Consider the following 23,866-nt stretch of genomic DNA (forward strand, 5'->3'; position numbering starts at 1 on the left):
TGCCGGGGTCGCGCTCAGCAGACTGCTTGCAGAACTAGAACGCGTACTAGTTCTCCGCGTGGGTGCCGGGACACTCGCGCGGGATGTGGATGGAGAGGACGCCCATGGCCGCGGAACCTGTCATCGTCGAAGCCGTACGCACCCCCATAGGTAAGCGCGGCGGCGCGCTCGCCAATCTCCACCCCGCCTATCTGCTCGGCGAGACCTACCGCGAGCTCCTCGGCCGCACGGGCATCCACGCCGACTGCGTCGAGCAGATCGTGGGCGGCACGGTCACCCACGCCGGGGAGCAGTCCATGAACCCGGCGCGCACGGCCTGGCTCACGATGGGCCTTCCGTACGAGACCGCCGCGACGACGGTGGACTGTCAGTGCGGCTCGTCGCAGCAGGCGAGCCACATGGTCGCCAACATGGTCGCGGCCGGTGTCATCGACGTGGGCATCAGCTGCGGCGTCGAGGCCATGTCGCGGGTGCCGCTGGGGTCGGGCTCCAAGCACGGCCCCGGCAAGCCGTTCCCCGAGGAGTGGAACGTCGACCTGCCCAACCAGTTCGAGGCGGCCGAGCGGATCGCCCGTCATCGCGGCCTGACGAGGGAGAACGTCGACTCGCTCGGCCTCATCTCGCAGGAGCGCGCCGCGACCGCCTGGGCCGAGGAGCGCTTCAAACGCGAGACCTTCGCCGTCCAGGTCCCCACGACGGAGGAGGAGCAGGCCGCGGGGCAGGGCATGTGGCGCCTCGTCGACCGGGACGAGGGGCTGCGGGACACCACGATGGAGGGCCTCGAGCGGCTCAAGCCGGTGATGCCGACCGCCGTGCACACCGCGGGCAACTCCTCGCAGATCTCGGACGGCGCCGCGGCGATCATGTGGGCGTCGAAGCGGATGGCGCGGGCCCTGAAGCTGCGGCCGCGCGCGCGGATCGTGGCGCAGGCCCTGGTGGGCGCCGATCCGCACTTCCATCTGGACGGTCCGATCGACGCGACGCGGGCGGTGCTCGGCAAGGCGGGGATGTCCCTGAAGGACATCGACCTCGTGGAGATCAACGAGGCCTTCGCGTCGGTGGTCCTGAGCTGGGCGCAGGTCTTCGAGCAGGACCTGGAGAAGGTGAACGTGAACGGGGGCGCGATCGCGCTGGGGCATCCCGTGGGGGCGACGGGGGCGCGGCTCATCACGACGGCCCTGCATGAGCTCGAACGGCGGGACAAGGAGTTCGCGCTGATCACGATGTGCGCGGGCGGGGCGGTGGCGACGGGGACGATCATTCAGCGGCTCTGATGCGCTGAGCGATGTTGCGCTGAGCGATGTCTGGCACGGATACGACGAAGGCGGCCACCCCCTCGCCGGGGGCGGCCGCCTTCGTGTGCTTCAGGAGTTCCTCGCGGCTCAGTAGGAGCCGTTGGCCTGCCAGTGGTTCCAGGCGCCGACCGGACTGCCGTAGCGGTCGTTCATGTAGTCGAGGCCCCACTTGATCTGGGTCTCGGGGTTGGTCTTCCAGTCCGAGCCCGCCGACGCCATCTTCGAGGCGGGCAGGGCCTGGACGAGGCCGTAGGCGCCGGAGGAGGCGTTCGTGGCCTTGGGGTTCCAGCCGCTCTCGTGCTCCACGATCTTGCTGAACGCCTTGTACTGGGCGGGGTCCGGGATCATCTTCTTCGCGATCGCCTGGGCCGAGGAGGGCGCCGCGGCGGGAGCGGCGGCCGGAGCCGCGGCCTTCGCCGCCGTGGGGGCGGCGGCCTGGGCCGCGCCCGCGCTGAACACCATGCCGGTCGTGGCGACGGCCACGGCGGCACCGGTGAGGGCCTTCTTCGGGGTGGCGATACGGCGGAGGAGCGTGGCGGACAAAGCGTGGCCTTCCGTGGGGGACATGGTGTCGCGGGCATGCCGTGGACCACGAGGATGTGGCCGGGGGAATGCGTCGGCGCCGGGGGCCTTGCGACCGGCGGCGCCGTGCGACTCGATCCAGAGAAACAGGGCTGCCGCGTCTCCGCAATGACCCCTTTTACTAGTGGATGTCGCATGTGTGCGGAAGGCCCCTCGTGTGATCTGGCTCTCAATCCGCAGGTCAGGGGATGTTTTGACGCGTACGCGCCAGCGGGCCATCTCTACGGCCCGCCCTAGTAGAGGACGAAAGTACTGTGGGCCGCCTCACCGCGAAGGACCCCTTCGGGCGACGGAGAGCCACCGGACGCTTACGCCTTTGGACCGTCAAATGTGACTTGGGCCTCGAACGCGGCCCGGCGCGTGGCCCGGCGCAGCGCCTTCAGGACGGCGGGGCCGAGGGCGAGGCTCAGGAGCACGGTCACCACGGCGCGGGGGAGGTCCCAGCCCAGCGAGGTCGCCAGACAGTACGCGACGAAACGGCCCAGGTTGTCGCCGACGGGGTCGCCGGGCACGAAGGAGACGCCGGTCGCGAGGCCGCCGAGGTAGGGCCAGCCCTGCAGATTCATCACGGTTCCGTACAGGACGGACGACACGGCCCCGTAGGCGGCGAGCAGCCACAGCTCCCCGCGCCCGCGCAGGGTGTCGGGTCCCGGCAGCAGCCCCGCCCCCATGCACACCCACCCCATGGACAGCATCTGGAACGGCATCCACGGACCGACGCCACCGGTCAGGAGCGCGGAGGCGAACATGGACACGGCGCCGAGCACGAACCCGAACCCCGGCCCGAGCACGCGCCCGCTGAGCACCATCAGGAAGAACATCGGCTCGATCCCGGCCGTCCCCGCCCCCAGCGGCCGCAGCGCGGCACCGGCCGCGGCGAGCACCCCCAGCATCGCGATGGCCTTCGCGTCGAGACCGACGTCGGCGATGGTCGCCACGACGACGGCGAGCAGAAGCGGCAGCAGCGCCGCGAACAGCCAGGGCGCGTCCTGCGCGTGTGCGCTCAGCCCTGACTCCCCGCCCGCGATCAGCGGCCACCCGAAGGCCACCACGCCGACCGCGCTGACGAGCGCGAGGGCGCCGATCGAGCGTGGCCCCAGGCGGATGGGGCGGGCCTGGCGGGCCAGGGGGGAACTGCTCATGGGGTACCGCCCTCGGCACCGAGCGCGTCCCGTACCTCCGTGACCGTCAGCCACTTCTGCGGGGCGAGGATCTTGGTGGTCTGGGGGGCGAAGGAGGGGGAGGAGACCACGATGTCGGAGGTCGGGCCGTCGGCGACGATCTCCCCGTCGGCGAGGATCGCGACCCGGTGGGCCAGTTCCGCGGCCAGCTCCACGTCGTGCGTGGCGAGGACGATCGCGTGGCCTTCGGCGGCGAGACCGCGCAGGAGCGTGACCAGGCGGGCCTTGGCCGCGTAGTCGAGGCCACGGGTCGGCTCGTCCAGAAGGAGCAGCGGCGGGCGGGCGGTCAGCACGATCGCCAGGGCCAGGGTGAGGCGCTGGCCCTCGGAGAGGTCGCGGGGGTGGGTGTCGTCCGCGATGCCGGGCAGCAGTCCGCTGACCAGCGCGCGGCAGGTGCCGGGCTCCGCTCCCGCGTCGTGGTCGGCGGCCGTGCACTCGGCGGCCACCGTGTCCGCGTAGAGGAGGTCACGCGGCTCCTGGGGGACCAGGCCCACGTGCCGGATCAGTTCGCGGGGTCCTGTGCGGTGGGCGACCGCGCCGCCGACGCGGACCGAGCCCGCCGCCGGTTCCAGCAGGCCCACCAAGGTGGACAGGAGCGTGGACTTCCCGGCGCCGTTGCGGCCCATCAGGGCCACCGTCTCGCCTGCGGAGACCGTGAGGTCCACGCGGCGCAGGGCCTCCACCCGGCCCCGGCGCACGGCCAGACCCGTGACGCTCGCGGCGGCGGCTTCCGGGGCATCCGTCTTCTTCGTACGCCTGAAGAGGCTCGGGCGGCCCGCCGCCGGTCGTACGGCCGTGACCTCCTCCCGCGGTTCGGCCCCGGCCAGCCGCTCCCGCAGTGCGCCGGCCTTCCGCCGGGCGTCCCGCACCGTCAGCGGCAGCGGGGACCAGCCCGCGAGGCGGCCGAGACCCACCACCGGCGGGAACACCGGCGACACGGCCATCAGCGAGGCGGGGTCGCCGAGCACGGGCGGCTCGCCCGGCGCCGCGAGCAGCAGGACCTGGTCGGCGTACTGCACGACCCGCTCCAAGCGGTGCTCGGCCATCAGGACCGTCGTGCCCAGGTCGTGCACCAGGCGCTGCAGTACGGCGAGGACCTCCTCGGCGGCGGCCGGGTCGAGGGCGGACGTCGGCTCGTCCAGGACGAGGACCTCGGGGTGCGGTGTGAGCACCGAGCCGATGGCGACGCGCTGCTGCTGGCCGCCGGAGAGCGTGGCGATGGGCCGGTCGCGCAGATCGGCGAGGCCGAGGAGGTCGAGGGTCTCCTCGACGCGGCGGCGCATCACGTCGGGGGCGAGCCCGAGCGACTCCATCCCGTACGCCAGCTCGTCCTCGACCGTGTCCGTCACGAAGTGCGAGAGCGGGTCCTGGCCCACCGTGCCGACGACATCGGCGAGTTCCCGCGGCTTGTGGGTCCGCGTGTCGCGTCCCGCCACCGTCACCCGGCCCCGCAGCGTGCCCCCGGTGAAGTGCGGCACGAGCCCGCTCACCGTGCCGAGCAGCGTCGACTTGCCGACCCCGGAAGGCCCGACGAGGAGCACCAACTCACCCTCGGGAACAGCGAGATCGACCCCGCGCACGGTGGGCCCCGCGGCCCCTTCGTACGTCACGGAGACATCCTCGAAGCGGATCATGAGGGCTCCTCGGGGGGAGGCGGGGTGGCGGAATCGGGGGTCGCGGCAGCGGACTCGGCACCGACGGCGGGCGCGGAAGCGGCCTGCCTGGCGGGCGGCTGATCCCTGGCGGGCGGCTGCTGTCTGGCAGGTGGCTGCTCTCCGGCGGGTGCCGTCTGCCGGGCGGGTGCCGGCTCTCCGGCGGAGGGCGGCTCTCCGGCGGGTGCGGCTTGCCGGGTGGGCGGCTGTTCTTCGGCAGGTGTCGGCTCTCCGGCGGGTGCGGCTTGCCGGGTGGGCGGCTGTTCTCCGGCAGGTGTCGGCTCTCCGGCGGGTGCGGCTTGCCGGGTGGGCGGCTGTTCTCCGGCAGGTGTCGGCTCCCCTGCGGGTGCGGCCTGCCGGGCGGGCATCTGCTTTCCGGCAGGTGTCGGCTCCCGGGCGGGTGTCGGCTCTCCGGCGGATGTCGGCTCTCCGGCGGGTGCCGGTGATGCCTTTGTCGCGGGTGTGGGCCTCCGCTTTTCCGCAGGTACAGGCGCCGCCTCACCCGTCGGCACCGGTGCCACGAACGCGGGCAGCAGCCCGATGAGGACGGCCAGTGCGGGCCACAGCGGCAGCGTCGGCGCGGTCAGGGGGACGACCCCGGGGTGCAGGGCGGCCGTGTCGTACGCGGCGGCCCAGAGCGTCAGGCCTGCCACCGCGATGCCCGACCCGGCGACGAGCCAGGCGCGTACGCCCCACGTGTCGGGGCGGTAGCGGGTGCGCACGGAGCGCCGGCCGCCGAGGCGGAGCCCGGCGAGGGCGGCGACGAGGCCGACGGCGAGCACGGGCAGGCCGTACCTCGTGCCGTCCGCCGTGAGCAGGCCGTACGTGCCCACGCAGACGCCCATCAGGCCGCCGAGCGTCAGGGCCGCCGTCGCCCTGCGCACCCCGGCCGGAACCGGCGCGCTGCGGCCGAAGCCGCGCGCGTCCATCGCGGCGGCCAGCGCGACCGACCGCTCAAGGGCGCCCTCGAGGACGGGCAGCCCGACCTGGAGCAGTCCCCGGATGCCCTTGTCGGCGCGTCCGCGAAGACGCCGCGCGGCGCGAAGGCGCTGCACGTCCATGATCAGGTTCGGTGCGAACGTCATCGCGACGACGATGGCGACCCCCACCTCGTACAGCGCGCCCGGCAGCGACTTGAGCAGCCGTGCCGGACTGGCCAGGGCGTTGGCGGCGCCGACGCAGATGAGGAGACCGGCCAGGCGCACCCCGTCGTAGAGCGCGAAGAGCAGCCCCTCGGCCGTCACCCGGCCCCCGATCCGCACCCCCTTCGCCCAGTCGGGCAGCGGCACCTCGGGGAGCGTCACGATGACGTGCGTACCGGGGATGGGGGAACCGAGGACGACGGCGAAGACCAGCCGGATCGCGATCACGACGAGGCCCAGCTTCACGAAGGCGCCGTACGACCGCGCCCACGGGGCCGAGGTCCGGCGGGCCGCGACGACATAGCCCGCGACGCCGATGAGGAGACCGATCAGCAGGGGGTTGGTGGTGCGCGACGCCGCGACGCCGAGCCCGAGCGCCCACACCCACCAGGCGCCGGGATGCAGCGCGTTGCTCCGGTGCGCCTGGGGGGCCAGGCGCCTGCGCAGCGCACCGGGAGCGGTGCTCGGGTGGTCGGTCATCGTGCGGTCAGCCGCGTCGGCGGCGTGCCTGCCAGAGGGCGGCCCCGCCGAGCAGGGCGATGGCGGCCACGCCCGCGATCAGACCGACGGAGGGGCCACCGGAGCCGCTCTCCTCGTCGCTCGCGGCCGGCTTCTTCTCCGTGGCGTCGGACTCGCCGTTGCCCGAGACCTGCTCGCCGCAGCCCGACTTCGGATAGTCCGCGATGGCGCACAGCAGGGCGTTGCTGTCGTAGCGCAGGGGCTTGGCGACCGCGGCGAGCGCGTCCGCGCTGGTCGCGTCGTCCGCGATCTGAGCGCAGGCCGTACGCGCCTTCGGCGGGCTCTCCCCGTCGGGGGCGTCGCCCGGCGTGCCGAAGTCGATGACCAGGGCGATCCGCTTGCGGTCGTCCTTGGCGGGGGTCTTGGCGCAGATCGTGTCGAAGTCGGCGGCGCCGCGCGGCTTCGCGGCGTCCTTCGAGTCGGCGGACACGGCGAACCGGAAGCCCTGGACGGCCCCGTCGTCGGGGCGCGCGGTGCTCGGCCCCTGGCTCGCGTACGCCCAGCTGGAACCGTCCCGGTCCCAGAAGGACCAGTAGCGGTACCCGGCGGCCTGCGCGGGGGCGGCGGTGAGGACACCGAGCAGGGCGGCGAAGAGCGCCCCGATCACCAGGCGCCCGCACCGCGCGCGACCCCGCGTCACAGCTGCTGCTTCTTCTTGTTGCCGCTGTAGAGGAAGCCGATGCCGATGCCGGCGACCATGCCGACGCCGATGATCCACCAGATGCTCACGCCGCCGTCGTCGCTGTCCTTCTTCTCGTCGGCGGCCTTCTCCGTCGCCTGCGGGGCGGGCCCCTGTGCGCCCAGCTGCTTGACCAGGTCCGCGCCGCCGAAGTCACGCGGGTCCAGGCCGGCGGCGCGGGCGGCGAAGATCAGATGGGCGTAGGCGGCGGGGCCGGACTTCTCGGCCCACTGCGCGGAGTTCTTCGCCAGCCACTGGGCCGACTTCTCGGCCTGCTCCGGCTGACCGGCCGCGGCGAGCGCGAGCACGGAGTCGGCGGTGTTGCCGAGGTCGGGCATGTTCTTGGCGCCGGGCATCGACGACATCAGGTGGTCGTCGCCCTTGGCGAGCGTCTTCAGGAGGTAGCCCGTGCCGTTCGACGCCGCCTGCTCGGCGGTGTCGGCCTTCGCGCACTTCGGGGCGGCTTCCTTCTTCTTGGCCGCGTCCACGACCAGGCCCTTGCCGTGCGCGCCGAGGACGCCGGCCGCGGTGGCGTCCGCGTTCGGCGAGAGCTTGCCGGACTTGACGTCGGCGAGGCCGAAGGCGCCGCCGTCCTTGCCACAGCTCATCGCGAGGGCGGGCAGCGCGTCGTACGGGGACTTGCCGTCCTGCGACTTCACCGACTGCGGCTTCTCGCCCGCCGCGACGAGCGCGCCGATGACGATGCCGGTGGAGTTGGCGTCCGAGTCCATGCCGGGGCTGTAGCCCCAGCCGCCGTCCTGGTTCTGCACGGACTTCAGCCAGTCGACGCTCTTGCCGACCGTCTTCTGCTGGCCGCCGAGCGCGGCGAGCGCCTGCACGGCCGACGCCGTCGCGTTGCTGTCGAACATCGTCTTGGAGCCGCAGGGCTCGCCCGCGTCGGGGCGGTAGGCGGCGTAACCGCCGTTCGTGCACTGCTGCCCGGTGAGCCAGTCGACGGACTTCGCGGCGGGCTTCACGCCGACGGAGTCCTGGGCGAGCAGGGCGTACGACTGCCGGAACACCCCGTCGAACTTGGGGTCCGCGTCGCCGTACAGACCGGAGGGCAGCTTGGCGGAGGGCGACGGGGACGCGGTGTCCGCGAAGGCGGCCGGGGCGGCGGCCGAACCGAACACGGCGACGGCGGCCAGGACCGCTGCGCTGCGGCGAACGTTCATGATGCGGCGGGTGCCTCTCCCTGCGGGGGAGCGGGGCAGCACGGGCGCGTGCGGGCACGGGCACCGGGCGGCTCCGGCTCCGTATACCTCGACGGTGCCGGTCATCGGCGGTTCCGATGACGCGAGCCGGTCACGTTCCGTACGAGGCGATCCGGCTCTCCACCGGTCCTGAGGACCGTGGATCACGGCTGCGGGTCAGCGCCGGATTCGCACCGGCTTCCCCCCGTACGGGCATGATGACGACGGGGCCACTCTACCGGCCCGTAGGGGACGGGCCCCGAGGCGGCCGCCCCCGGCAGGAGGTCACACCGCGCGGTACCGCACGGGATCGTGGCCCACCGCCTCCGCGCGCCCCAGCTTCACCAGGCGCCGCACATGGGCCTCGGCCTCGGAGACCGCGATGTTCCGCGAGCCGTAGCGGATCTGGGCCCAGGGGCGGTTCCACTCCATCTGCTCGGCGAGCTGCCAGGGGGTGAGGGGCTCGGCGAGGAGGGCGAGCAGATCCGTCAGGCGCTCCTCGTGGTGGGCCAGGATCTCTTGGACGCGCCCCGGGGCGTCGGTGAACGCGTACTGGTGGGCCGGGAGCACCTCGGCGACCCCCAGGCGGCCGATGCGCTCCAGGGAGTCGAGGTAGTCGCCGAGCGGATCGGTCACGGTCTCGTCGTCGGGGTCTTCGTACAGGCCGATGTGCGGGGTGATCCCGGGCAGGAGATGGTCGCCGGAGAACAGGCGGCCGTGGCCGGGCAGTCGCGCCGGGTGCTCCTCCTCCAGGTGCAGGCAGACGTGGCCGGGCGTGTGGCCGGGGGTCCAGATCGCGCGGAGCCTGCGCCCAGGCAGTTCGAGGAGCTCGCCGGGGGTGATGCCGCGGTCGGGGAGCGCGGCGGCCAGGCCGGGCAGCCGGGGTGCGCGGCCCGCGTCACGGGCGGCGAGGAGAGGGGCCAGATGGTCGGCGGGGGCACCCGCGGCCGTCAGCTTCTCCACCATGTAGTCGAACCAGCGGGCGGGCGGCCCGGTCCGGGTGCGGCGCACGACCGAGGCGTCCGCCTCGTGCATCGCGATCCACGCGCCCGACGCCTCGCGGACCTTGGCCGACAGGCCGTGGTGGTCGGGGTGGTGGTGGGTGATGACGACGCCGTGCACCGCGTCGGGGGACGTGCCGCAGGCCGCGAGGCCCTCGGCGAGTGCGTCCCAGGAGGTGGGGTCGTCCCAGCCCGTGTCGACGAGGACGGGGCCGGCGTCCGTGTCCAGGAGGTGGACGAGGGTGAAGCCCAGCGGGTTGTCGGGGATGGGGACCTTGATGCTCCATACGCCCCCGCCGTGCTCGGTCACCTGCGGTTCGGTCACCTGCGTCATCGGGCGCCCTCTTCTTCTCTCGTTCGTCGCTCGACCGTAACTAGAACTGGTTCCAATGATCGCCTAAGTCGACCGTTTCAACAGGCTACTTGAGCCTTGCCCTCCGTGGACTAGTGGAACTAGAACTGGTATCAGTTCTGAAACAGTGTCAGAAAGCGTGCCGCGCAGGCGGATTCCCGCAGGAGGCAGTCACCATGACCGAGCTCGTGGAACACGGACAGCTGTTCATCGGCGGGGAGTTGGTGGACCCCCACGGCAAGGACGTCATCGAGGTGGTCTCGCCGCACACCGGCCAGGTCTTCGCACGGGTGCCGCACGCCGCGCCCGCCGACGTCGACCGGGCCGTCGCCACCGCGCGCAAGGCGTTCGACGAGGGCCCCTGGCCCCGGATGACCCTCGACGAGCGGATCGAGGTCGTCACCAGGATCAAGGACGCGTTCGCCGTGCGGCACGAGGAGATCGCCCGCGTCATCAGCTCCCAGAACGGCACCCCGTACACGTCGAGCGTGATGGTGCAGGCCCTCGCCGCGATGATGGTCTGGGACTCGGCGCTCACGGTCGCGAAGAACTTCACGTACGAGGAGGCGCGCGACGGCGCCCTCGGCAAGATCCTGGTCCGGCGCGAGCCGGTCGGCGTGGTGGCGGCCGTGGTCCCGTGGAACGTCCCGCAGTTCACCGCGGCGGCCAAGCTGGCGCCCGCGCTGCTCGCCGGGTGCCCGGTGATCCTCAAGACCTCGCCCGAGACGCCGCTCGACGCGTACATCCTCGCCGACATCGCCACCGAGGCGGGGCTGCCGCAGGGCGTGCTCTCGATCATCTCGGCCGACCGCGAGGTGAGCGAGTACCTCGTGGGGCACCCCGGCGTCGACAAGGTGTCCTTCACCGGCTCCGTCGGCGCGGGCAAGCGCGTCATGGAGGTCGCGGCCCGCAACCTCACGCGCGTGACACTGGAGTTGGGCGGCAAGTCGGCCGCGGTGATCCTGCCGGACGCGGACGCTTCGGCGGCGGTCGCCGGCATCGTCCCCTTCGCCTGGATGATCAACGGCCAGGCGTGCGTGGCCCAGACCCGCATCCTCGTGCCGCACTCCCGCCACGACGAGTTCGCCGAGGCCTTCGCCGCCGCGGCCGCCGCGCTCAAGGTCGGCGACCCGCTCGACCCGGAGACCGAACTGGGCCCGCTGGTCGCCAAGCGCCAGCAGCAGCGCTCGCTCGACTACATCCGCATCGGCCAGGAGGAGGGCGCCAAGATCCTCACGGGCGGCGGGCGTCCGGCCGGGTTCGACGAGGGGTGGTACGTCGAGCCGACCCTCTTCGGCGGCGTCGACAACTCGATGCGCATCGCCCGCGAGGAGATCTTCGGCCCGGTCATCTGTCTGCTCCCGTACGGCGACGAGAGCGAGGCCGTGAAGATCGCCAACGACTCCGACTACGGGCTCAGCGGCAGCGTCTGGACGGCGGACACGGAGCGCGGCATCGACATCGCGCGGCGGGTGCGCACCGGCACGTACTCGGTGAACACCTTCAGCCTCGACATGCTCGGACCGTTCGGCGGCTACAAGAACTCCGGCCTCGGGCGGGAGTTCGGGCCCGAGGGGTACGGCGAGTACTTCGAGCACAAGATGATCCACCTGCCCGCGGGGTACGGGGGGGCGGGTGCCTGATGGGCGACCGCTGGCACGTCGAGGTGGACCGGTCGGTCTGCATCGGCTCCGGGATGTGCGTGATCACGGCGCCGGGCGGCTTCACGCTCGACTCCGCCCGTCAGTCGCACCCTCAGGACCCCGAGACCGACGCCAACGAGAAAGTGCTCGAAGCGGCCGAGGGGTGTCCGGTCGAGGCGATCACCATCACGTTGTCCGGCAGCGGGGAGGTCGTCTTCCCGCCGGAGGACTGAGGGGGTCCGCTCCTGCGGCGGAATTTACTTGTGTGACGCCCTCTGAGCCGAATTGTGTACGTTCTGCGGACGTTATGTGTGCTCGAAAGTGTGCGAACAGGACTTTACCCATGCGTTCCGCATGCCCGATCGATGACATCCGTGACTGTCCGTCCCCTTTGCGGCCTGGAACTCTCTGAGCCAGACCACATGGGGAGGAGACGTTCGTGGACAAGCGGTACGAGGTCTACTGTCTGGCGGACAGGCACTTCTACGAGACTCCGGACCGCTTGTCCGTGGGCAAGAGCGCCCCTGAGTTCGAGACCGCGGGCCGGGCCGTGCCGCCGGGCTGGCGGTCGGTGCGCAAGGGGGACTGGCTCTCGCTCATCCCGCTCGGCGCCGACGGGGAGCCGCGCCCCACGCCCGCCCAGGGCTGGAAGGTCCACGCCTCCGCGACCCTGGACAACGCCGACCGCATCGGCGCGATCATCTGGGACCACTGCGTCGAGCGCGGCATCCCCTTCAAGTTCGTGCCCGCCGCCCACCTCCTGCACCTGCGCAACAGCAAGTACGCGGGCCGCGACAACAGCGGCAAGTTCGCCACGATCTACCCGGACGACGAGACACAACTGCAGTCCGTCCTCACCGAGTTGGGCAAGCGCCTCGAAGGGTTCGACGGGCCCTACATCCTGACCGACCTGCGCTGGGAAGAAGGGCCGCTCTACGTCAGGTACGGGGCCTTCACCCGGCGCATGTGCGACAACGGCAAGGGCACGCTCGTGCCCGCCGTCGAGAACGCCGAGGGCACGCTCGTCCCCGACTCCCGCGACCCGGCCTTCCGGGTGCCCGACTGGGTGGAGCTGCCCGCGTTCCTCGCACCCCAGCTGGCCGCCCGCAACACCACCACCGTCGGCGACCTGCCGTACCGCATCGAGAAGGCCCTGCACTTCTCCAACGGCGGCGGGGTCTACGCCGGCACCGACACCCGCGACGGCCGCAAGGTCGTCCTCAAGGAGGGCAGGCCGCACGCCGGTCTCGCCGCGGGCGGAGCCGACGCCGTCGCCCGGCTCGAACGCGAGAAGGCCGCCCTGGACAAGCTCTCCGGACTCGGTGTCGCCCCCGAGGTCAGGGACTGGTTCCTGCTCGGCGACCACCGCTTCCTGGTCATGGACTTCCTCGAGGGAACCACCCTCAACTCCTTCTTCGCGCACCGGCATCCGCTCCTGGTCAGCCGGCCCGACCCCCAGGCCATCGCCGACTACACGGCCTGGGCGCTGCGCATGCACCGCTGCGTCGAGGAAGCCGTCACCGCCGTGCACGCACGCGGCGTCGTCTTCAACGACCTGCACCTCTTCAACATCATGGTCGCGCCCGACGAACAGTCCGTTGCGCTCCTCGACTTCGAGGCCGCCGGCACCGTGGGCGACTCCGGGCGCCAGGTCATGGCACACCCCGGGTTCGTCGCGCCGCCGGACCGCACCGGCGCGGACGTCGACCGCTACGCCCTCGCGTGTCTGCGGCTCGCCCTCTTCCTGCCGGTCACCTCGCTGCTCGCCGTCGACCGCGGCAAGGCCGCGCACCTCGCCGAGATGATCGCCGCCGAATTCCCGGACGTACCGCAGGAGTTCCTCGCCGAGGCGGTGGCGGAGATCCAGCGCCCCGGCACGGGCGAGCAGGCGCCGGTCCTGCGGGCGGGAGCGCCGGAAGCCCTGGGGGAGGGCGTCCCGAAGGGGGACAGGGCCGGCGCCGCCAGGACGGCGGGGGCGGCCACCGTCTTCGTCGACCCCGCCGACTGGCCCCACAGCCGCGACTCGATGGTCAAGGCCATCCTCGCCTCGGCCACCCCCGAGCGCGACGACCGGCTCTTCCCCGGTGACATCGCCCAGTTCACCGACGGCGGCGGACTCGGCATCGCGCACGGCGCGGCCGGAGTGCTGCTCGCCCTCGCCGAGAGCGGCGGGGAACGCTACGAGGAAGGCGAGCGCTGGCTCCTGAAGCACACCGAGCCCGCCACACCCGGCACCCCCCTCGGCCTCAACGACGGCCTCGCCGGCATCGCCCACGTACTCGACCGGCTCGGTCACCGCACCCGCGCGCTCGACCTGATGGAGACCGTCCTGAGGGAGAACTGGCAGCGGCTCCCCTCCGACCTGCACGGCGGCCTCGCCGGCCTCGGCCTCGCCCTCGACGCCCTCGCCCACAGCACCGGCGAGGAGGCCCTGGCCCAACACGCGCTCCGTGCGGCACAGTTGCTGGCCCAGCGGCTCACCTCCGACAGCCCGCCGAACGCGCGGCCGCGGGCCGGGCTGCTCCACGGCGCCACCGGCCCGGCCCTCCTCTTCCTGCGGCTCTACGAGCGCAGCGGCGACACCGCGCTCCTCGACCTGGCGGCACACGCCCTGCGCGCGGACCTCTCCCGGTGCGTGACGCGGGCGGACGGCGCCGTCCAGGTGGACGAGGGCTGGCGGGCCATGCCCTACCTCGGCGACGGCAGCGTGGGCATCGGCATGGTCCTCGACGACTACCTCGCACACCGGGACGACGCCGGGTTCGAGGAGGCGCGGACGGGCATCCTGGCCGCCGCGCGCTCCCGCTTCTGCGTCCAGCCGGGCCTGTACCAGGGGCGGGCCGGACTGCTGCTCCACCTCAGCCGCAGCACCGCGCCGGGCATCACGCCCGGGGACATCGACGGGCAGATCGCGGCACTGGGCTGGTTCTCCATGTCCTACGAGGGCCAACTCGCCTTTCCCGGAAACCAGATGATGCGCCTGTCGATGGACCTGCACACCGGCACGGCGGGCGCCCTCGTCGCCCTCGGTGCCGCGCTCGGCGGGAGCGACGCGCACATCCCCTTCCTGCCGCCGCTCCGGCGGCCCCAGAGCCGGTCCCGCGCTTCAGCGGGGTCGTGACACCACCCAAAAAGGAACACTACGTCCCCAAAAGAGAGGGAAGATCATGACGCTTCTCGACCTGCAGAGCATGGAGTCCGACGAGATGACCGGTGGCGGCGGCGGTGGCGGCGGCGAGAGCACGGCCAGCCTGCTGCTCTGCTGGAGCGAGGTCAGCCTGGTCATCTGTCTGTGACGCGCATCCGCGCGTAACCGGCACGGCATCAGACGGCCCGGGCGGTGCCTCCTCCAAGGGGGCCCGCCCGGGTCCGCCAGCGTCGGCCGCCGAGGCGGGGACGCCCGGCGGCGGACACGAGACCTGTGAGGACCCGGACCGCATGGCGACCACGACCCACCGTCTCCGTCCTCGTCCGCCCGCATCCGATCCTCCGCACGCGTCCACCACTCTGCCCGCGTCCGACACGGGTCTGCTGCGCGAGGCGACCCGCCACAGCGCCGCCCGCTGTGCGGCGCTCTTGCTGTGTGCCGCCGGGGGCGCGGGGGCCGGCCTGCTGCTGCCGTTCGCCATCGGCCGCGCCCTGGACGCCGTGCTCGCCGGACATGCCGCCGGCCGCGTCGGCGCCGACGCCACCCGCTGGATCCTCGTGTGCGCGGCGCTCATCGGCGCCAGAGCCGTGCTCGACGCCGTGGACGGCGTCCTCACCGCGACCACCAACGCCCGCACCACCGCCTGGCTGCGCGCCCACCTGACCCGCCACGTCCTCGCCGTCGGCCCCCGCACCACCGCACGCTTCGCCCCCGGCGACCTGGTGGCCCGCCTCGTCGACAACGCGGCGCACGCGGGCGTCGCGCCCGCCACGCTCGCCGGGCTTCTCGCTGCCCTGGTCGTGCCCGTCGGGGCCGTGGTGGCACTCGCCCTGATCGACGCCTGGCTCGCCGTGGCGTTCATCGCCGGGGCGCCCGTACTCGTCCTGCTCCTCCGGGCGTTCACCCGCGCCACCTCCGACTGCGTGACGCGCTACCAGCAGGTCCAGGGTGACATCGCGGGCCGTCTCAGCGAGGCGGTCGGCGGGGCCAGGACCATCGCGGCCGCGCACACCGAGGACAAGGAGGCCCGGCGCGTCCTCGGGCCGCTGCCCGAACTCTCCCGGCACGGACACCGTATGTGGCGCGTCCAGGGCCGCTCCCAGTCACAGGCGGCCGCGGTCGCTCCCCTCCTGCAGATCGCCGTCGTCGCGGTCGCGGGCCATCTGGTGATGGGGGACCGCATCTCCGTCGGCGAGTTGCTGGCCGCGTCCCGGTACGCGGTGCTCGCCACCGGCATCGGCATGCTCGTCGGCCAGTTGGGGGCCCTGGTGCGGGCCAAGGCCGCGGCGCGCCGCCTGGGAGAGGTGCTCGCGGAACCCTCTGCTACGTACGGCGACGCGGAACTCCCGCCCGGGGGCGGCCTGTTGGAGCTACGAGGGGTCAAGGTGACCCGCGGTGAGCGCACCGTGCTGGACGGCGTGGACCTGACCGTCCCCGCGGGCCGCACGCTCGCCGTGGTCGGCCGCTCCGGCGCGGGCAAGTCGCTCCTGGCGTCCGTCGCGGGCCGGCTCGCCGACCCCGACGAAGGGGACGTATGCCTGGACGGCGTCCCGCTGCGTGCGCTCGGCCGCGAGGAGCTGCGCCGCGAGGTCGGCTACGCCTTCGAGCGGCCCGCGCTCCTCGGCACGACCCTGGAGGGCACCATCGGCTTCGGCGCCCCGCGTCCGACGCCGTCCCGCATCCGTGCGGCGGCCCGCGCGGCCCACGCGGAGCCCTTCATCACGCGCCTCCCCGACGGCTACGCCACACCCTGCGCCGACGCGCCCCTCTCCGGCGGTGAGGCCCAACGCCTGGGCCTGGCACGGGCGTTCGCGCGAGGCGGCCGGATCCTGATCCTGGACGACGCGATGTCGAGCCTCGACACGGTGACCGAACACCACATAGCCGAGGCCCTGCTCCACCACACCCCGCACCGCAGCCGCCTGATCATCGCCCACCGCGCGGCGACGGCGGCCCGCGCGGACGTGGTCGCCTGGCTGGACGGCGGCCGGATCCGGGCGGTGGGGACGCACGCGGAGCTGTGGGAGCGGGCGGAGTACAGGGAGGTGTTCGGCGCGTGAGGAAAGCTTCTGGCGGCCGGGCGGCGGGCGGATCGGCGGTGTCGGCCTTCTCGGTGCAGCCGGGTACCTACCGGCGCGGCGCGCGGTTCCTTCTGCGCCGGTGGCCGGTGGTGCTGCGGCTCGCCCTCTGGTCCGTCCTGGAGACCGGCCAGACCTTCCTCACCGGATACGCCCTCGCACGCGCTCTGGACGACGGGTTCCTCGCGGGGCGCGAGGCGGTCGGCCTCGGGTGGCTCGGCGCCGCCGGGCTCGGCGTGATCGTGGCCGCGTACGGCACGGGGCGGGTGTTCCGCGCCATGGCCGACCTCGTGGAACCGCTGCGCGACACCCTCGTACGACAGGTCGTGGGCCGGGGGCTGCGGGAGGCCGACGGAGCCTCCGTGTCCCGGCTCACCCAGCAGGTGGAGATCGCCAGGGACACCTTCGCGGGTCTGGTCCTGGTGTCCCGCTCCTTCGTCTTCACGGCGGCGGGCGCGCTGATCGGCCTGTTCTCGCTGGCCCCGCTCCTCGTCCTGGTCGTCGCGCCACCGCTGCTCGCCGGAATCGCCCTGTTCGTGGCGAGCCTGCGGCCGCTGGCGCGGCGCCAAGAGGAGTTCCTCGTCGCCGACGAGGGCATCGCGGGTCAACTGGGCACGGTCGCACCGGGGTTGCGTGACGTCGCCGCCGCCGGCGCGGAACAGGACGTGGCCGAAGACCTCGACCGGGGTATCGCCGCGGAGTACGCGGCGGCCGGTTCCCTCGCCCGCTGGGGCATCCTGCGCACGGCGGCCCTCGTGACCGGCGGCCAGCTCCCGCTCGTCCTGCTCCTCGCCACGGCCCCCTGGCTACTGAACAACGGCGTCACACCGGGCGCCCTCGTGGGCGCGATCGCCTACGTCACCCAGGCCCTGCTCCCGGCCCTCCACAACCTGATCCAGGGCTTGGGCACAAGCGGCTCCCGCCTGGCCATCGTCCTACGCCGCCTGACGTGGGCCCCGGAGCCGACGGAGGAATCCGAGCCGCCGGGGCCGAAAGAGGCTGCCGCCGCCCACGACACGGCAGGGGCAGCCGCCGGAACATCTGCACGCGGCGGCGCGCCGTCACGGGCCAGCGGGCCCACTTCAGGCGGGACGCCAGCTGCGGGCGAGGGGCTTGCCTATGGCGGGGGGCCTGCCGCTGGCGGGACGCCTGCCTGCGGCGGGGTGCCTGTTCCTGGCGGGATGTCTGCCTCCGGCGGGGCGTCTGTCCCTGGCGAGGCGTCTGCCTCCGGCGGGGCGTGCGTCCCTGGCGGGGCGCCTGCCCCCAATGGGGCGCCTCTCCCCGACACGACGTCTCCCCCCGGCCGAACGGTTCTCCCTGGCCGGGAGCCTTCTCCCGGTGCACCCCCCGCGCCCGGCCAAGCCCGCTCCCCTCACGTGCCCCCCGCCCTCCAGCTCTCCTCCGTCACCTTCGCCTACGGCCCCCAAGCCGAGCCCGTCCTGCGCGATCTCTCGCTCACCGTCCCTCGCGGTGGGCATCTGGCTGTCGTCGGGCCCAGTGGGATCGGGAAGTCCACCCTTGCCGGGCTTGTGGCCGGGGTGCTTGAGGTCGGGAGTGGGGTCGTTCGTGTCGACGGGCGGTCCGTGCGGGGGCAAGAGGCCGTCGGGCGGCGGGTGTTGATACCGCAGGAGGCCTACGTCTTCAGTGGCACGGTGCGTCAGAACCTGGAGTACCTGCGGGAGGACGCCGTCAGCGACGCGGAGTTGCTGGCCGCCGCGCGAGCCGTCGGGCTCAGCGCGGTGATCGAGCGGCTCGGCGGTCTCGCCGCCCCCCTCGACCCCGCCGCGCTCTCCGCCGGCGAGCGCCAGCTCATCGCGCTGACCCGCGCCCATGTCTCGTACGCGCCCCTCGCCCTGCTCGACGAGGCGACCTGCCACCTCGACCCGGTGGCGGAGGCCCGCGCCGAGCGGGCCTTCGCGGCGCGGCCGGGCGGCACCCTCGTGGTGATCGCCCACCGCATCAGCTCGGCACGCCGCGCCGACCGGATCCTGGTGATGGACGGAACGTACGCCGTGTGCGGACGCCACGAGGAGCTGCTCGGCAGCTCCCCCCTCTACCGCGAGCTCTCCGGCAACTGGGGGCCGGCGAACGGGGACCTACACCCAGCCCTCGACCCGCGAGATCCGGATCGCGTCGATCCTGTTCCGCGCCCCGGTCTTGCGGGTGATCGCGGCCATGTAGTTGCGCACCGTCCCGTTCGTCAGATGCAGGCGGTGCGCGATCTCGGCGACGGGCGCGCCCCCGGCGGCCAGTGAGAGCACCAGTAACTCCCGTGCGGTGAGCGGCATCTGAGCTGCCTTCAGGAAGCCGAACCCCAGCGTCTCGTCCACGAACCGCCGGCCGGCGGCCACCTGTCTTATCCCGGTGAGCAGCCGGTCCGGCGGGCTCGCCTTGTCCACGTATCCGAGGGCCCCCGCATCCATGCAGCGGCGGAGCAGCCCCGGCCGGTTGCCGGACACCAGGACGAGGAGCGGGCAGCCGAGGCCGCCGGAGACGGGATGGGACTGCTCCCCGAACTCGGCGGACGCATGGGCCACGTCGCCCTCGGGGTCGACCACGCAGACGTCGGGACGCACCGCCCCCGTACGGTCGCGGGCGTTGTGCCACGGTGCATGGGAGACCTCCAGGTCCGGCTCACGGGCGAGGCGTTCGGCCAGAGCCGATCGCAGAAGGCAGGCGTCGTGCACGAGAAGTACCCGGATCACGCTTGGTTCCTCCAGGTTCCCGCTTGAGGTCCCGATGGCTTCGTACAGCACGTAGCCATTCATAGCGGCGCCGACGGCTCGTACGGACGCGATAACTGGCCAAGCGGGACCAAGGAGAGGCTCAGGGGCGCAACGGCCGGGAGCGCGTGCGCCCCCCATGCAACGGTTCGGGGGTTAGGCGTCACGGGTTCCCGGGCAAACGGGGCGGCGCACAGATCGACCCCCGCTCGGCCCTACGCAGCGCCTCTACGCAGCCCCTACGCGGCCTCGGGAGACGTCAGGTCGATGAGGCGGCACACCATCTCGATGTCGATCTTGACCTGCGCGATCGAGGCCCGCCCCGAGAGCCAGGTGATCAGCGCCGAGTGCCAAGTGTGCTCGATGACCCGGACCGCCGAGAGCTGCTCGGGGGTCGGCGCGTCCGCAAGGCCCATCGCGTCCAGGATGATCGCCGTGGTCAGCCGCGAGACCGTGTCCACCTCGGGGCTCACGGAGCGGTCGGCGAACGTCAGCGCCCTGACCATCGCGTCCGCCAGGTGCGGCTCGCGCTGCAGGGCACGGAAGGCCCGCATCAGCGTCTCGGCGCACCGCTCGGCGGGCGTCTCACCCGCGGGCGGGCGCTTACGGATGGTGGTGTGCATGTGCTGCAGCTGGTCCTGCATGGTCGCGACCAGCAGATGCACCTTGGAGGGGAAGTAGCGGTACAGCGTGCCGAGGGCGACGCTGGAGGACTCGGCGACCTCGCGCATCTGCACCGCGTCGAACCCGCCCCTGCTCGCGAGTTGGGCGCTCGCGTGCAGGATGCGGCGGCGGCGCGCCTCCTGCCGCTCGGTCAGGGGCGGCGACGCCGGATCAGCTGCTGCGACTTCCGCTGCCTTGGCTTCCGCTGTCATATGTCCCGTTGTTCCGTCGTCCCGATCGGGTTACGTGGTGGGCCAGCATGGCAGGGCGCCTGCCGTGGCGCGAATCACCTGATCCGGGCCTTACAGCGCGGCTACCTGCCGGTAGATTCAATGCTCGTTCAGCGATCATTCAACGATCAAGTCTGAAACTTGTTCTAGATTACCGTCCCGGCGTAACCTCGCGGACAACCGCAGGAAGAAGGGGGCCGAGAGTGACCGCTGAGGCCATGGAGGCGGGCCCCCGGACGGGGCCGCACGCCGATGGTGATCGTCCGTTGCGCATCGCTCTCCTCACGTACAAGGGCAACCCGTTCTGCGGGGGCCAGGGCGTCTACGTACGTCACCTCTCGCGCGAGCTGGCCCGCCTCGGCCACAGCGTCGAGGTGATCGGCGCACAGCCCTACCCCGTCCTGGACGAGGGCCTCGAAGGCCTCGGGCTCACCGAGCTGCCGAGCCTCGACCTCTACCGCTCGCCCGACCCCTTCCGCACGCCCAGGCGCGCCGAGTACCGCGACTGGGTCGACGCGCTCGAAGTGGCGACGATGTGGACCGGCGGCTTCCCGGAACCCGCGACGTTCAGCCTGCGCGCCCGCCGCCATCTGCGGGCCAGGCGGGGCGAGTTCGACGTCGTGCACGACAACCAGACGCTCGGATACGGCCTGTTGGGCGACCTCGGGGCCCCGCTCGTCTCCACGATCCACCACCCCATCACCGTGGACCGCCGCCTCGAGCTCGACGCGGCGCCCGACTGGCGCCGCCGCATGTCCGTGCGCCGCTGGTACGCGTTCACGCGCATGCAGAAGCGCGTGGCCCGCCGCCTGCCGTCCGTACTCACCGTCTCCGGCACGTCGCGCCAGGAGATCGTGGACCACCTCGGCGTACGCGAGGACCGCATCAGCGTCGTGCACATCGGCGCCGACACCGACCTCTTCTCGCCGGACCCCTCGATCCCCGAGGTGCCCGGACGCATCGTCACGACGTCCAGTGCGGACGTCCCGCTCAAGGGCCTCATCCACCTCGTGGAGGCGCTGGCCAAGGTCCGCGCCGAGAACCCCGCCGCCCACCTCGTCGTCGTCGGCAAGCGCGCCGAGGACGGCCCCGTGGCGCAGGCCATCGAGCGGTACGGCCTCGAGGGCGCCATCGAGTTCGTCAAGGGCATCACCGACCAGGAGCTGGTGGACCTGGTCCGCTCGGCCGAGGTCGCCTGCGTCCCTTCCCTCTACGAGGGCTTCTCGCTCCCCGCGGCCGAGGCCATGGCCACCGGGACGCCCCTCCTCGCGACGACCGGCGGCGCGATCCCCGAGGTCGCGGGGCCGGACGGCGAGACCTGCCTGGCGGTACGCCCCGCCGACCCCGGCGCGCTCGCCGCCGGACTGAACCGGCTGCTCGGCGACCCGGAGCTGCGGGCCCGCCTCGGCGCCGCCGGGCGTGAGCGGGTTCTCGCCAAATTCACCTGGGCCCGCGCCGCCCAGGGCACCGCAGAGCTGTACCGCGCGGCGATCGCCACCAACGCGGCCCCGCAATCCGGCCGCCCCCCGGCCACCACCCCGACGTACTCCGGGAGCCATCGCTGATGCTGACCGTCGACTTCACCCGCTTCCCGCTCGCCGCGGGCGACCGCGTCCTCGACCTGGGCTGCGGCGCGGGCCGGCACGCCTTCGAGTGTTACCGGCGGGGGGCCCAGGTGGTGGCCCTCGACCAGAACGCCGAGGAGATCCGCGAGGTCGCCAAGTGGTTCGCCGCGATGAAGGAGGCCGGCGAGGCACCCGCGGGCGCGACCGCCACCGCGATGGAGGGTGACGCGCTCAACCTGCCCTTCCCCGACGCCTCGTTCGACGTCGTGATCATCTCCGAGGTGATGGAGCACATCCCCGACGACAAGGGCGTACTCGCGGAGATGGTCCGCGTCCTCAAGCCCGGCGGCCGCATCGCGGTCACCGTCCCGCGCTACGGCCCCGAGAAGATCTGCTGGGCCCTGTCGGACGCCTACCACGAGGTCGAGGGCGGTCACATCCGCATCTACAAGGCGGACGAACTCCTCGGCCGGATGCGCGAGGCGGGCCTGAAGCCGTACGGCACGCACCACGCGCACGCGCTGCACGCGCCGTACTGGTGGCTGAAGTGCGCGTTCGGCGTGGACAACGACAAGGCGCTGCCGGTGCGGGCGTACCACAAGCTCCTCGTCTGGGACATCATGAAGAAACCGCTGGCCACGAAGGTGGCGGAGCAGTTGCTCAACCCGGTCGTGGGCAAGAGTTTCGTGGCGTACGCGACGAAGCCGCACCTGCCGAAGGCCGACGCGAAGACCGACGCGTGACGAGCCCGGAGCGGACGGAACACCTGGTCCTGCCGGGCGTCCTGACGGCGGATCAGGCCACGCGGACGGTCCGCGGGATTCTCGCGGTCCAGCGCGAGGACGGCGCGATCCCGTGGTTCCGCGGCCACCACCTCGACCCCTGGGACCACACCGAGGCCGCCATGGCCCTGGACGCGGCGGGCGAGCACGCGGCCGCCGCCCGCGCCTACGACTGGCTGGCGCGGCACCAGAATCCGGACGGGTCCTGGTACGCGGCGTACGCCGACGGTGACCCGCACGACGTGACGGACCGGGGCCGCGAGACGAACTTCTGCGCGTACATCGCCGTGGGCGTCTGGCACCACTACCTCTCGACCGGCGACGACACCTTCCTGGACCGCTTGTGGCCGACGGTGGTGGGCGCGATCGAGTTCGTGCTCGCCCTCCAGCAGCAGGGCGGGCAGATCGGCTGGAAGCGTGAGCAGGACGGGACACCGGTCGACGACGCGCTCCTGACGGGCAGTTCGTCGATCCACCAGGCGCTGCGGTGCGCCCTGGCGATCGCCGAGCAACGCGAAGAACCGCAACCGGACTGGGAGCTCGCGACCGGCGCGCTGGCCCACGCGATCCAGAGCCACCCCGAGCGCTTCCTCGACAAGGACCGCTACTCGATGGACTGGTACTACCCGGTCCTCGGCGGCGCGCTCACGGGCGCGAAGGCCAAGTCCCGCATGGAGGAGGGCTGGGACCGCTTCGTGGTGCCGGACCTCGGCGTGCGCTGCGTCATCCCCAACAACTGGGTGACGGGCGGCGAGAGCGCCGAACTCGCCCTGGCCCTCTGGGTGTTGGGCGAATCGGACCGCGCCCTGGAGATCCTCCAGTCGATCCAGCACCTGCGCGACCCGGAGACCGGCCTGTACTGGACGGGCTACGTCTTCGACGACGGGGCGATCTGGCCGGAGGAACTCACCACATGGACGGCGGGCTCCCTGCTGCTCGCGGTGGCGGCCCTCGGCGGCGACGAGGCCACCTGCGCGGTCTTCTCGGGCGAACGCCTCCCCGTGGGCCTGACCCCGGAGTGCTGCGGCGCCGCCACAGGGGGGCAGTAGCGGCGCCACAGCGGCGCCGCTGCCGGGGGGTGACAGCGGCGACCGGGGTGGTACGTACGGGCTCCTCCGCTCAGTAGCGGCGGAGGCGTCCTGCGATGGCGTGGCCCACGAAGACGTAGACCAGTGCCGCGAGGCCATAACCGCAGACCACGCGGGCCCAGGCCTCGTCGAATGTGAACAGATCGTGTGACCAGCCGGCCAGCCAGCGGGCCACGTCGTGGATGAACTGGACGAGGTCGTTGGCGCGGTTCGCGTCCAACAGATACATGAGGATCCACAGGCCGAGGATGATGGCCATCACGTCGGCGACGATGACGATGACCCTCGCTGCGGTGCTACCACGTGCTTGTCGGGTGGACATAAAGACCGTGTACCTGGCCCGGCCCGGT

The 23,866-nt window shown here is 72.7% G+C and carries 18 protein-coding genes, 2 pseudogenes and 1 riboswitch; of the genes and pseudogenes, 10 read left to right on the forward strand and 10 right to left on the reverse strand.

What is annotated here, in order from left to right; all coding sequences use genetic code 11:
- Positions 1-104 precede the first annotated feature (104 nt).
- Positions 105-1,274 carry a steroid 3-ketoacyl-CoA thiolase gene (locus AB0M70_RS07785; protein ID WP_365817412.1) on the forward strand — a complete coding sequence of 390 codons (1,170 nt, stop codon included), beginning with the start codon at positions 105-107 and terminating at the stop codon, positions 1,272-1,274.
- 108 nt (positions 1,275-1,382) lie between these two features.
- Here AB0M70_RS07785 and AB0M70_RS07790 read toward each other — a convergent pair whose 3' ends face one another.
- The 7 genes and pseudogenes from AB0M70_RS07790 to AB0M70_RS07820 all read right to left on the reverse strand — a co-directional run bounded on the left by AB0M70_RS07790 (position 1,383) and on the right by AB0M70_RS07820 (position 9,578).
- Positions 1,383-1,838 carry a transglycosylase SLT domain-containing protein gene (locus tag AB0M70_RS07790; RefSeq protein WP_365817414.1) on the reverse strand — a complete coding sequence of 152 codons (456 nt, stop codon included), beginning with the start codon at positions 1,836-1,838 and terminating at the stop codon, positions 1,383-1,385.
- Positions 1,839-2,185: 347 nt separating this feature from the next.
- Positions 2,186-3,019, reverse strand: coding sequence for an ECF transporter S component (locus AB0M70_RS07795; protein WP_365817416.1), 834 nt, complete (start codon positions 3,017-3,019; stop codon positions 2,186-2,188).
- Entirely contained in the window at positions 3,016-4,692 is a 1,677-nt protein-coding gene (locus AB0M70_RS07800) for an ATP-binding cassette domain-containing protein (protein WP_365817418.1), read from the reverse strand. The genes AB0M70_RS07795 and AB0M70_RS07800 overlap by 4 nt, the downstream gene beginning before the upstream one ends.
- Before the next feature lie 524 nt (positions 4,693-5,216).
- A pseudogene (locus tag AB0M70_RS07805) lies at positions 5,217-6,332 on the reverse strand (energy-coupling factor transporter transmembrane component T); the annotation flags it as partial.
- A gap of 7 nt (positions 6,333-6,339) precedes the next feature.
- On the reverse strand, positions 6,340-7,011 hold the full coding sequence (locus AB0M70_RS07810) for an SCO2322 family protein (protein ID WP_365817419.1): 672 nt from the start codon (positions 7,009-7,011) through the stop codon (positions 6,340-6,342).
- Positions 7,008-8,225 carry a prenyltransferase/squalene oxidase repeat-containing protein gene (locus AB0M70_RS07815; protein WP_365817421.1) on the reverse strand — a complete coding sequence of 406 codons (1,218 nt, stop codon included), beginning with the start codon at positions 8,223-8,225 and terminating at the stop codon, positions 7,008-7,010. Before AB0M70_RS07815 ends, AB0M70_RS07810 begins: the two co-directional genes overlap by 4 nt.
- Before the next feature lie 127 nt (positions 8,226-8,352).
- Positions 8,353-8,493: riboswitch (cobalamin riboswitch) on the reverse strand.
- Between the two features lie 35 nt (positions 8,494-8,528).
- Positions 8,529-9,578 (reverse strand): MBL fold metallo-hydrolase, encoded by a 1,050-nt coding sequence (locus AB0M70_RS07820; RefSeq protein WP_365817423.1) that lies wholly within the window; start codon positions 9,576-9,578, stop codon positions 8,529-8,531.
- A 194-nt stretch (positions 9,579-9,772) separates the two neighbouring features.
- On the opposite strand from AB0M70_RS07820, the gene AB0M70_RS07825 reads away from it, so the two are divergent.
- The 6 genes from AB0M70_RS07825 to AB0M70_RS07850 all read left to right on the forward strand — a co-directional run bounded on the left by AB0M70_RS07825 (position 9,773) and on the right by AB0M70_RS07850 (position 18,720).
- Entirely contained in the window at positions 9,773-11,239 is a 1,467-nt protein-coding gene (locus tag AB0M70_RS07825; protein WP_365817425.1) for an aldehyde dehydrogenase, read from the forward strand.
- Positions 11,239-11,472 (forward strand): ferredoxin, encoded by a 234-nt coding sequence (locus AB0M70_RS07830; RefSeq protein ID WP_365817427.1) that lies wholly within the window; start codon positions 11,239-11,241, stop codon positions 11,470-11,472. The genes AB0M70_RS07825 and AB0M70_RS07830 overlap by 1 nt, the downstream gene beginning before the upstream one ends.
- Positions 11,473-11,678: 206 nt before the next feature.
- On the forward strand, positions 11,679-14,360 hold the full coding sequence (gene lanKC, locus AB0M70_RS07835) for a class III lanthionine synthetase LanKC (RefSeq protein ID WP_365817429.1): 2,682 nt from the start codon (positions 11,679-11,681) through the stop codon (positions 14,358-14,360).
- Between the two features lie 46 nt (positions 14,361-14,406).
- Positions 14,407-14,535 carry a SapB/AmfS family lanthipeptide gene (locus tag AB0M70_RS07840; protein ID WP_365817431.1) on the forward strand — a complete coding sequence of 43 codons (129 nt, stop codon included), beginning with the start codon at positions 14,407-14,409 and terminating at the stop codon, positions 14,533-14,535.
- A 142-nt stretch (positions 14,536-14,677) separates the two neighbouring features.
- Positions 14,678-16,447 carry an ABC transporter ATP-binding protein gene (locus tag AB0M70_RS07845; RefSeq protein WP_365817433.1) on the forward strand — a complete coding sequence of 590 codons (1,770 nt, stop codon included), beginning with the start codon at positions 14,678-14,680 and terminating at the stop codon, positions 16,445-16,447.
- Positions 16,444-18,720 carry an ABC transporter ATP-binding protein gene (locus tag AB0M70_RS07850; protein WP_365817435.1) on the forward strand — a complete coding sequence of 759 codons (2,277 nt, stop codon included), beginning with the start codon at positions 16,444-16,446 and terminating at the stop codon, positions 18,718-18,720. The genes AB0M70_RS07845 and AB0M70_RS07850 overlap by 4 nt, the downstream gene beginning before the upstream one ends.
- Here AB0M70_RS07850 and AB0M70_RS07855 read toward each other — a convergent pair.
- Positions 18,646-19,329 (reverse strand): annotated as a pseudogene (locus AB0M70_RS07855) (response regulator transcription factor); the annotation flags it as partial. The gene AB0M70_RS07850 and the pseudogene AB0M70_RS07855 overlap by 75 nt on opposite strands.
- Before the next feature lie 98 nt (positions 19,330-19,427).
- On the reverse strand, positions 19,428-20,063 hold the full coding sequence (locus AB0M70_RS07860; RefSeq protein WP_365817437.1) for a TetR family transcriptional regulator: 636 nt from the start codon (positions 20,061-20,063) through the stop codon (positions 19,428-19,430).
- A 221-nt stretch (positions 20,064-20,284) separates the two neighbouring features.
- Here AB0M70_RS07860 and AB0M70_RS07865 point away from each other — a divergent pair, with 221 nt between their 5' ends.
- From AB0M70_RS07865 to AB0M70_RS07875, 3 genes are read left to right on the forward strand one after another with little or no spacing between them, the layout of a single operon-like run.
- Positions 20,285-21,646, forward strand: a complete 1,362-nt coding sequence (locus AB0M70_RS07865) for a glycosyltransferase family 4 protein (protein WP_365817439.1) — start codon at positions 20,285-20,287, stop codon at positions 21,644-21,646.
- Positions 21,646-22,389: a class I SAM-dependent methyltransferase gene (locus AB0M70_RS07870; protein ID WP_365817441.1), complete on the forward strand. Its 744-nt coding sequence runs from the start codon at positions 21,646-21,648 to the stop codon at positions 22,387-22,389. Before AB0M70_RS07865 ends, AB0M70_RS07870 begins: the two co-directional genes overlap by 1 nt.
- A complete protein-coding gene (locus AB0M70_RS07875) occupies positions 22,386-23,477 on the forward strand; it encodes a prenyltransferase (protein ID WP_365817443.1) in 1,092 nt (363 codons plus the stop codon). Before AB0M70_RS07870 ends, AB0M70_RS07875 begins: the two co-directional genes overlap by 4 nt.
- Before the next feature lie 70 nt (positions 23,478-23,547).
- Here AB0M70_RS07875 and AB0M70_RS07880 read toward each other — a convergent pair whose 3' ends face one another.
- Positions 23,548-23,838 (reverse strand): hypothetical protein, encoded by a 291-nt coding sequence (locus AB0M70_RS07880; protein ID WP_361189676.1) that lies wholly within the window; start codon positions 23,836-23,838, stop codon positions 23,548-23,550.
- Positions 23,839-23,866 lie beyond the last annotated feature (28 nt).

Origin of the sequence: Streptomyces sp. NPDC051214 (assembly GCF_040682375.1) — a bacterium.
Taxonomy (GTDB): domain Bacteria; phylum Actinomycetota; class Actinomycetes; order Streptomycetales; family Streptomycetaceae; genus Streptomyces.

Coding starts and splice junctions, on each gene's coding strand:
- AB0M70_RS07785 (WP_365817412.1), top strand. CDS start 105: ATGGCCGCGGAACCTGTCATCGTCGAAGCCGTACGCACCCCCATAGGT.
- AB0M70_RS07795 (WP_365817416.1), bottom strand. CDS start 3,019: ATGAGCAGTTCCCCCCTGGCCCGCCAGGCCCGCCCCATCCGCCTGGGG.
- AB0M70_RS07800 (WP_365817418.1), bottom strand. CDS start 4,692: ATGATCCGCTTCGAGGATGTCTCCGTGACGTACGAAGGGGCCGCGGGG.
- AB0M70_RS07815 (WP_365817421.1), bottom strand. CDS start 8,225: ATGAACGTTCGCCGCAGCGCAGCGGTCCTGGCCGCCGTCGCCGTGTTC.
- AB0M70_RS07820 (WP_365817423.1), bottom strand. CDS start 9,578: ATGACGCAGGTGACCGAACCGCAGGTGACCGAGCACGGCGGGGGCGTA.
- AB0M70_RS07825 (WP_365817425.1), top strand. CDS start 9,773: ATGACCGAGCTCGTGGAACACGGACAGCTGTTCATCGGCGGGGAGTTG.
- AB0M70_RS07830 (WP_365817427.1), top strand. CDS start 11,239: ATGGGCGACCGCTGGCACGTCGAGGTGGACCGGTCGGTCTGCATCGGC.
- AB0M70_RS07840 (WP_365817431.1), top strand. CDS start 14,407: ATGACGCTTCTCGACCTGCAGAGCATGGAGTCCGACGAGATGACCGGT.
- AB0M70_RS07845 (WP_365817433.1), top strand. CDS start 14,678: ATGGCGACCACGACCCACCGTCTCCGTCCTCGTCCGCCCGCATCCGAT.
- AB0M70_RS07860 (WP_365817437.1), bottom strand. CDS start 20,063: ATGACAGCGGAAGCCAAGGCAGCGGAAGTCGCAGCAGCTGATCCGGCG.
- AB0M70_RS07870 (WP_365817441.1), top strand. CDS start 21,646: ATGCTGACCGTCGACTTCACCCGCTTCCCGCTCGCCGCGGGCGACCGC.
- AB0M70_RS07880 (WP_361189676.1), bottom strand. CDS start 23,838: ATGTCCACCCGACAAGCACGTGGTAGCACCGCAGCGAGGGTCATCGTC.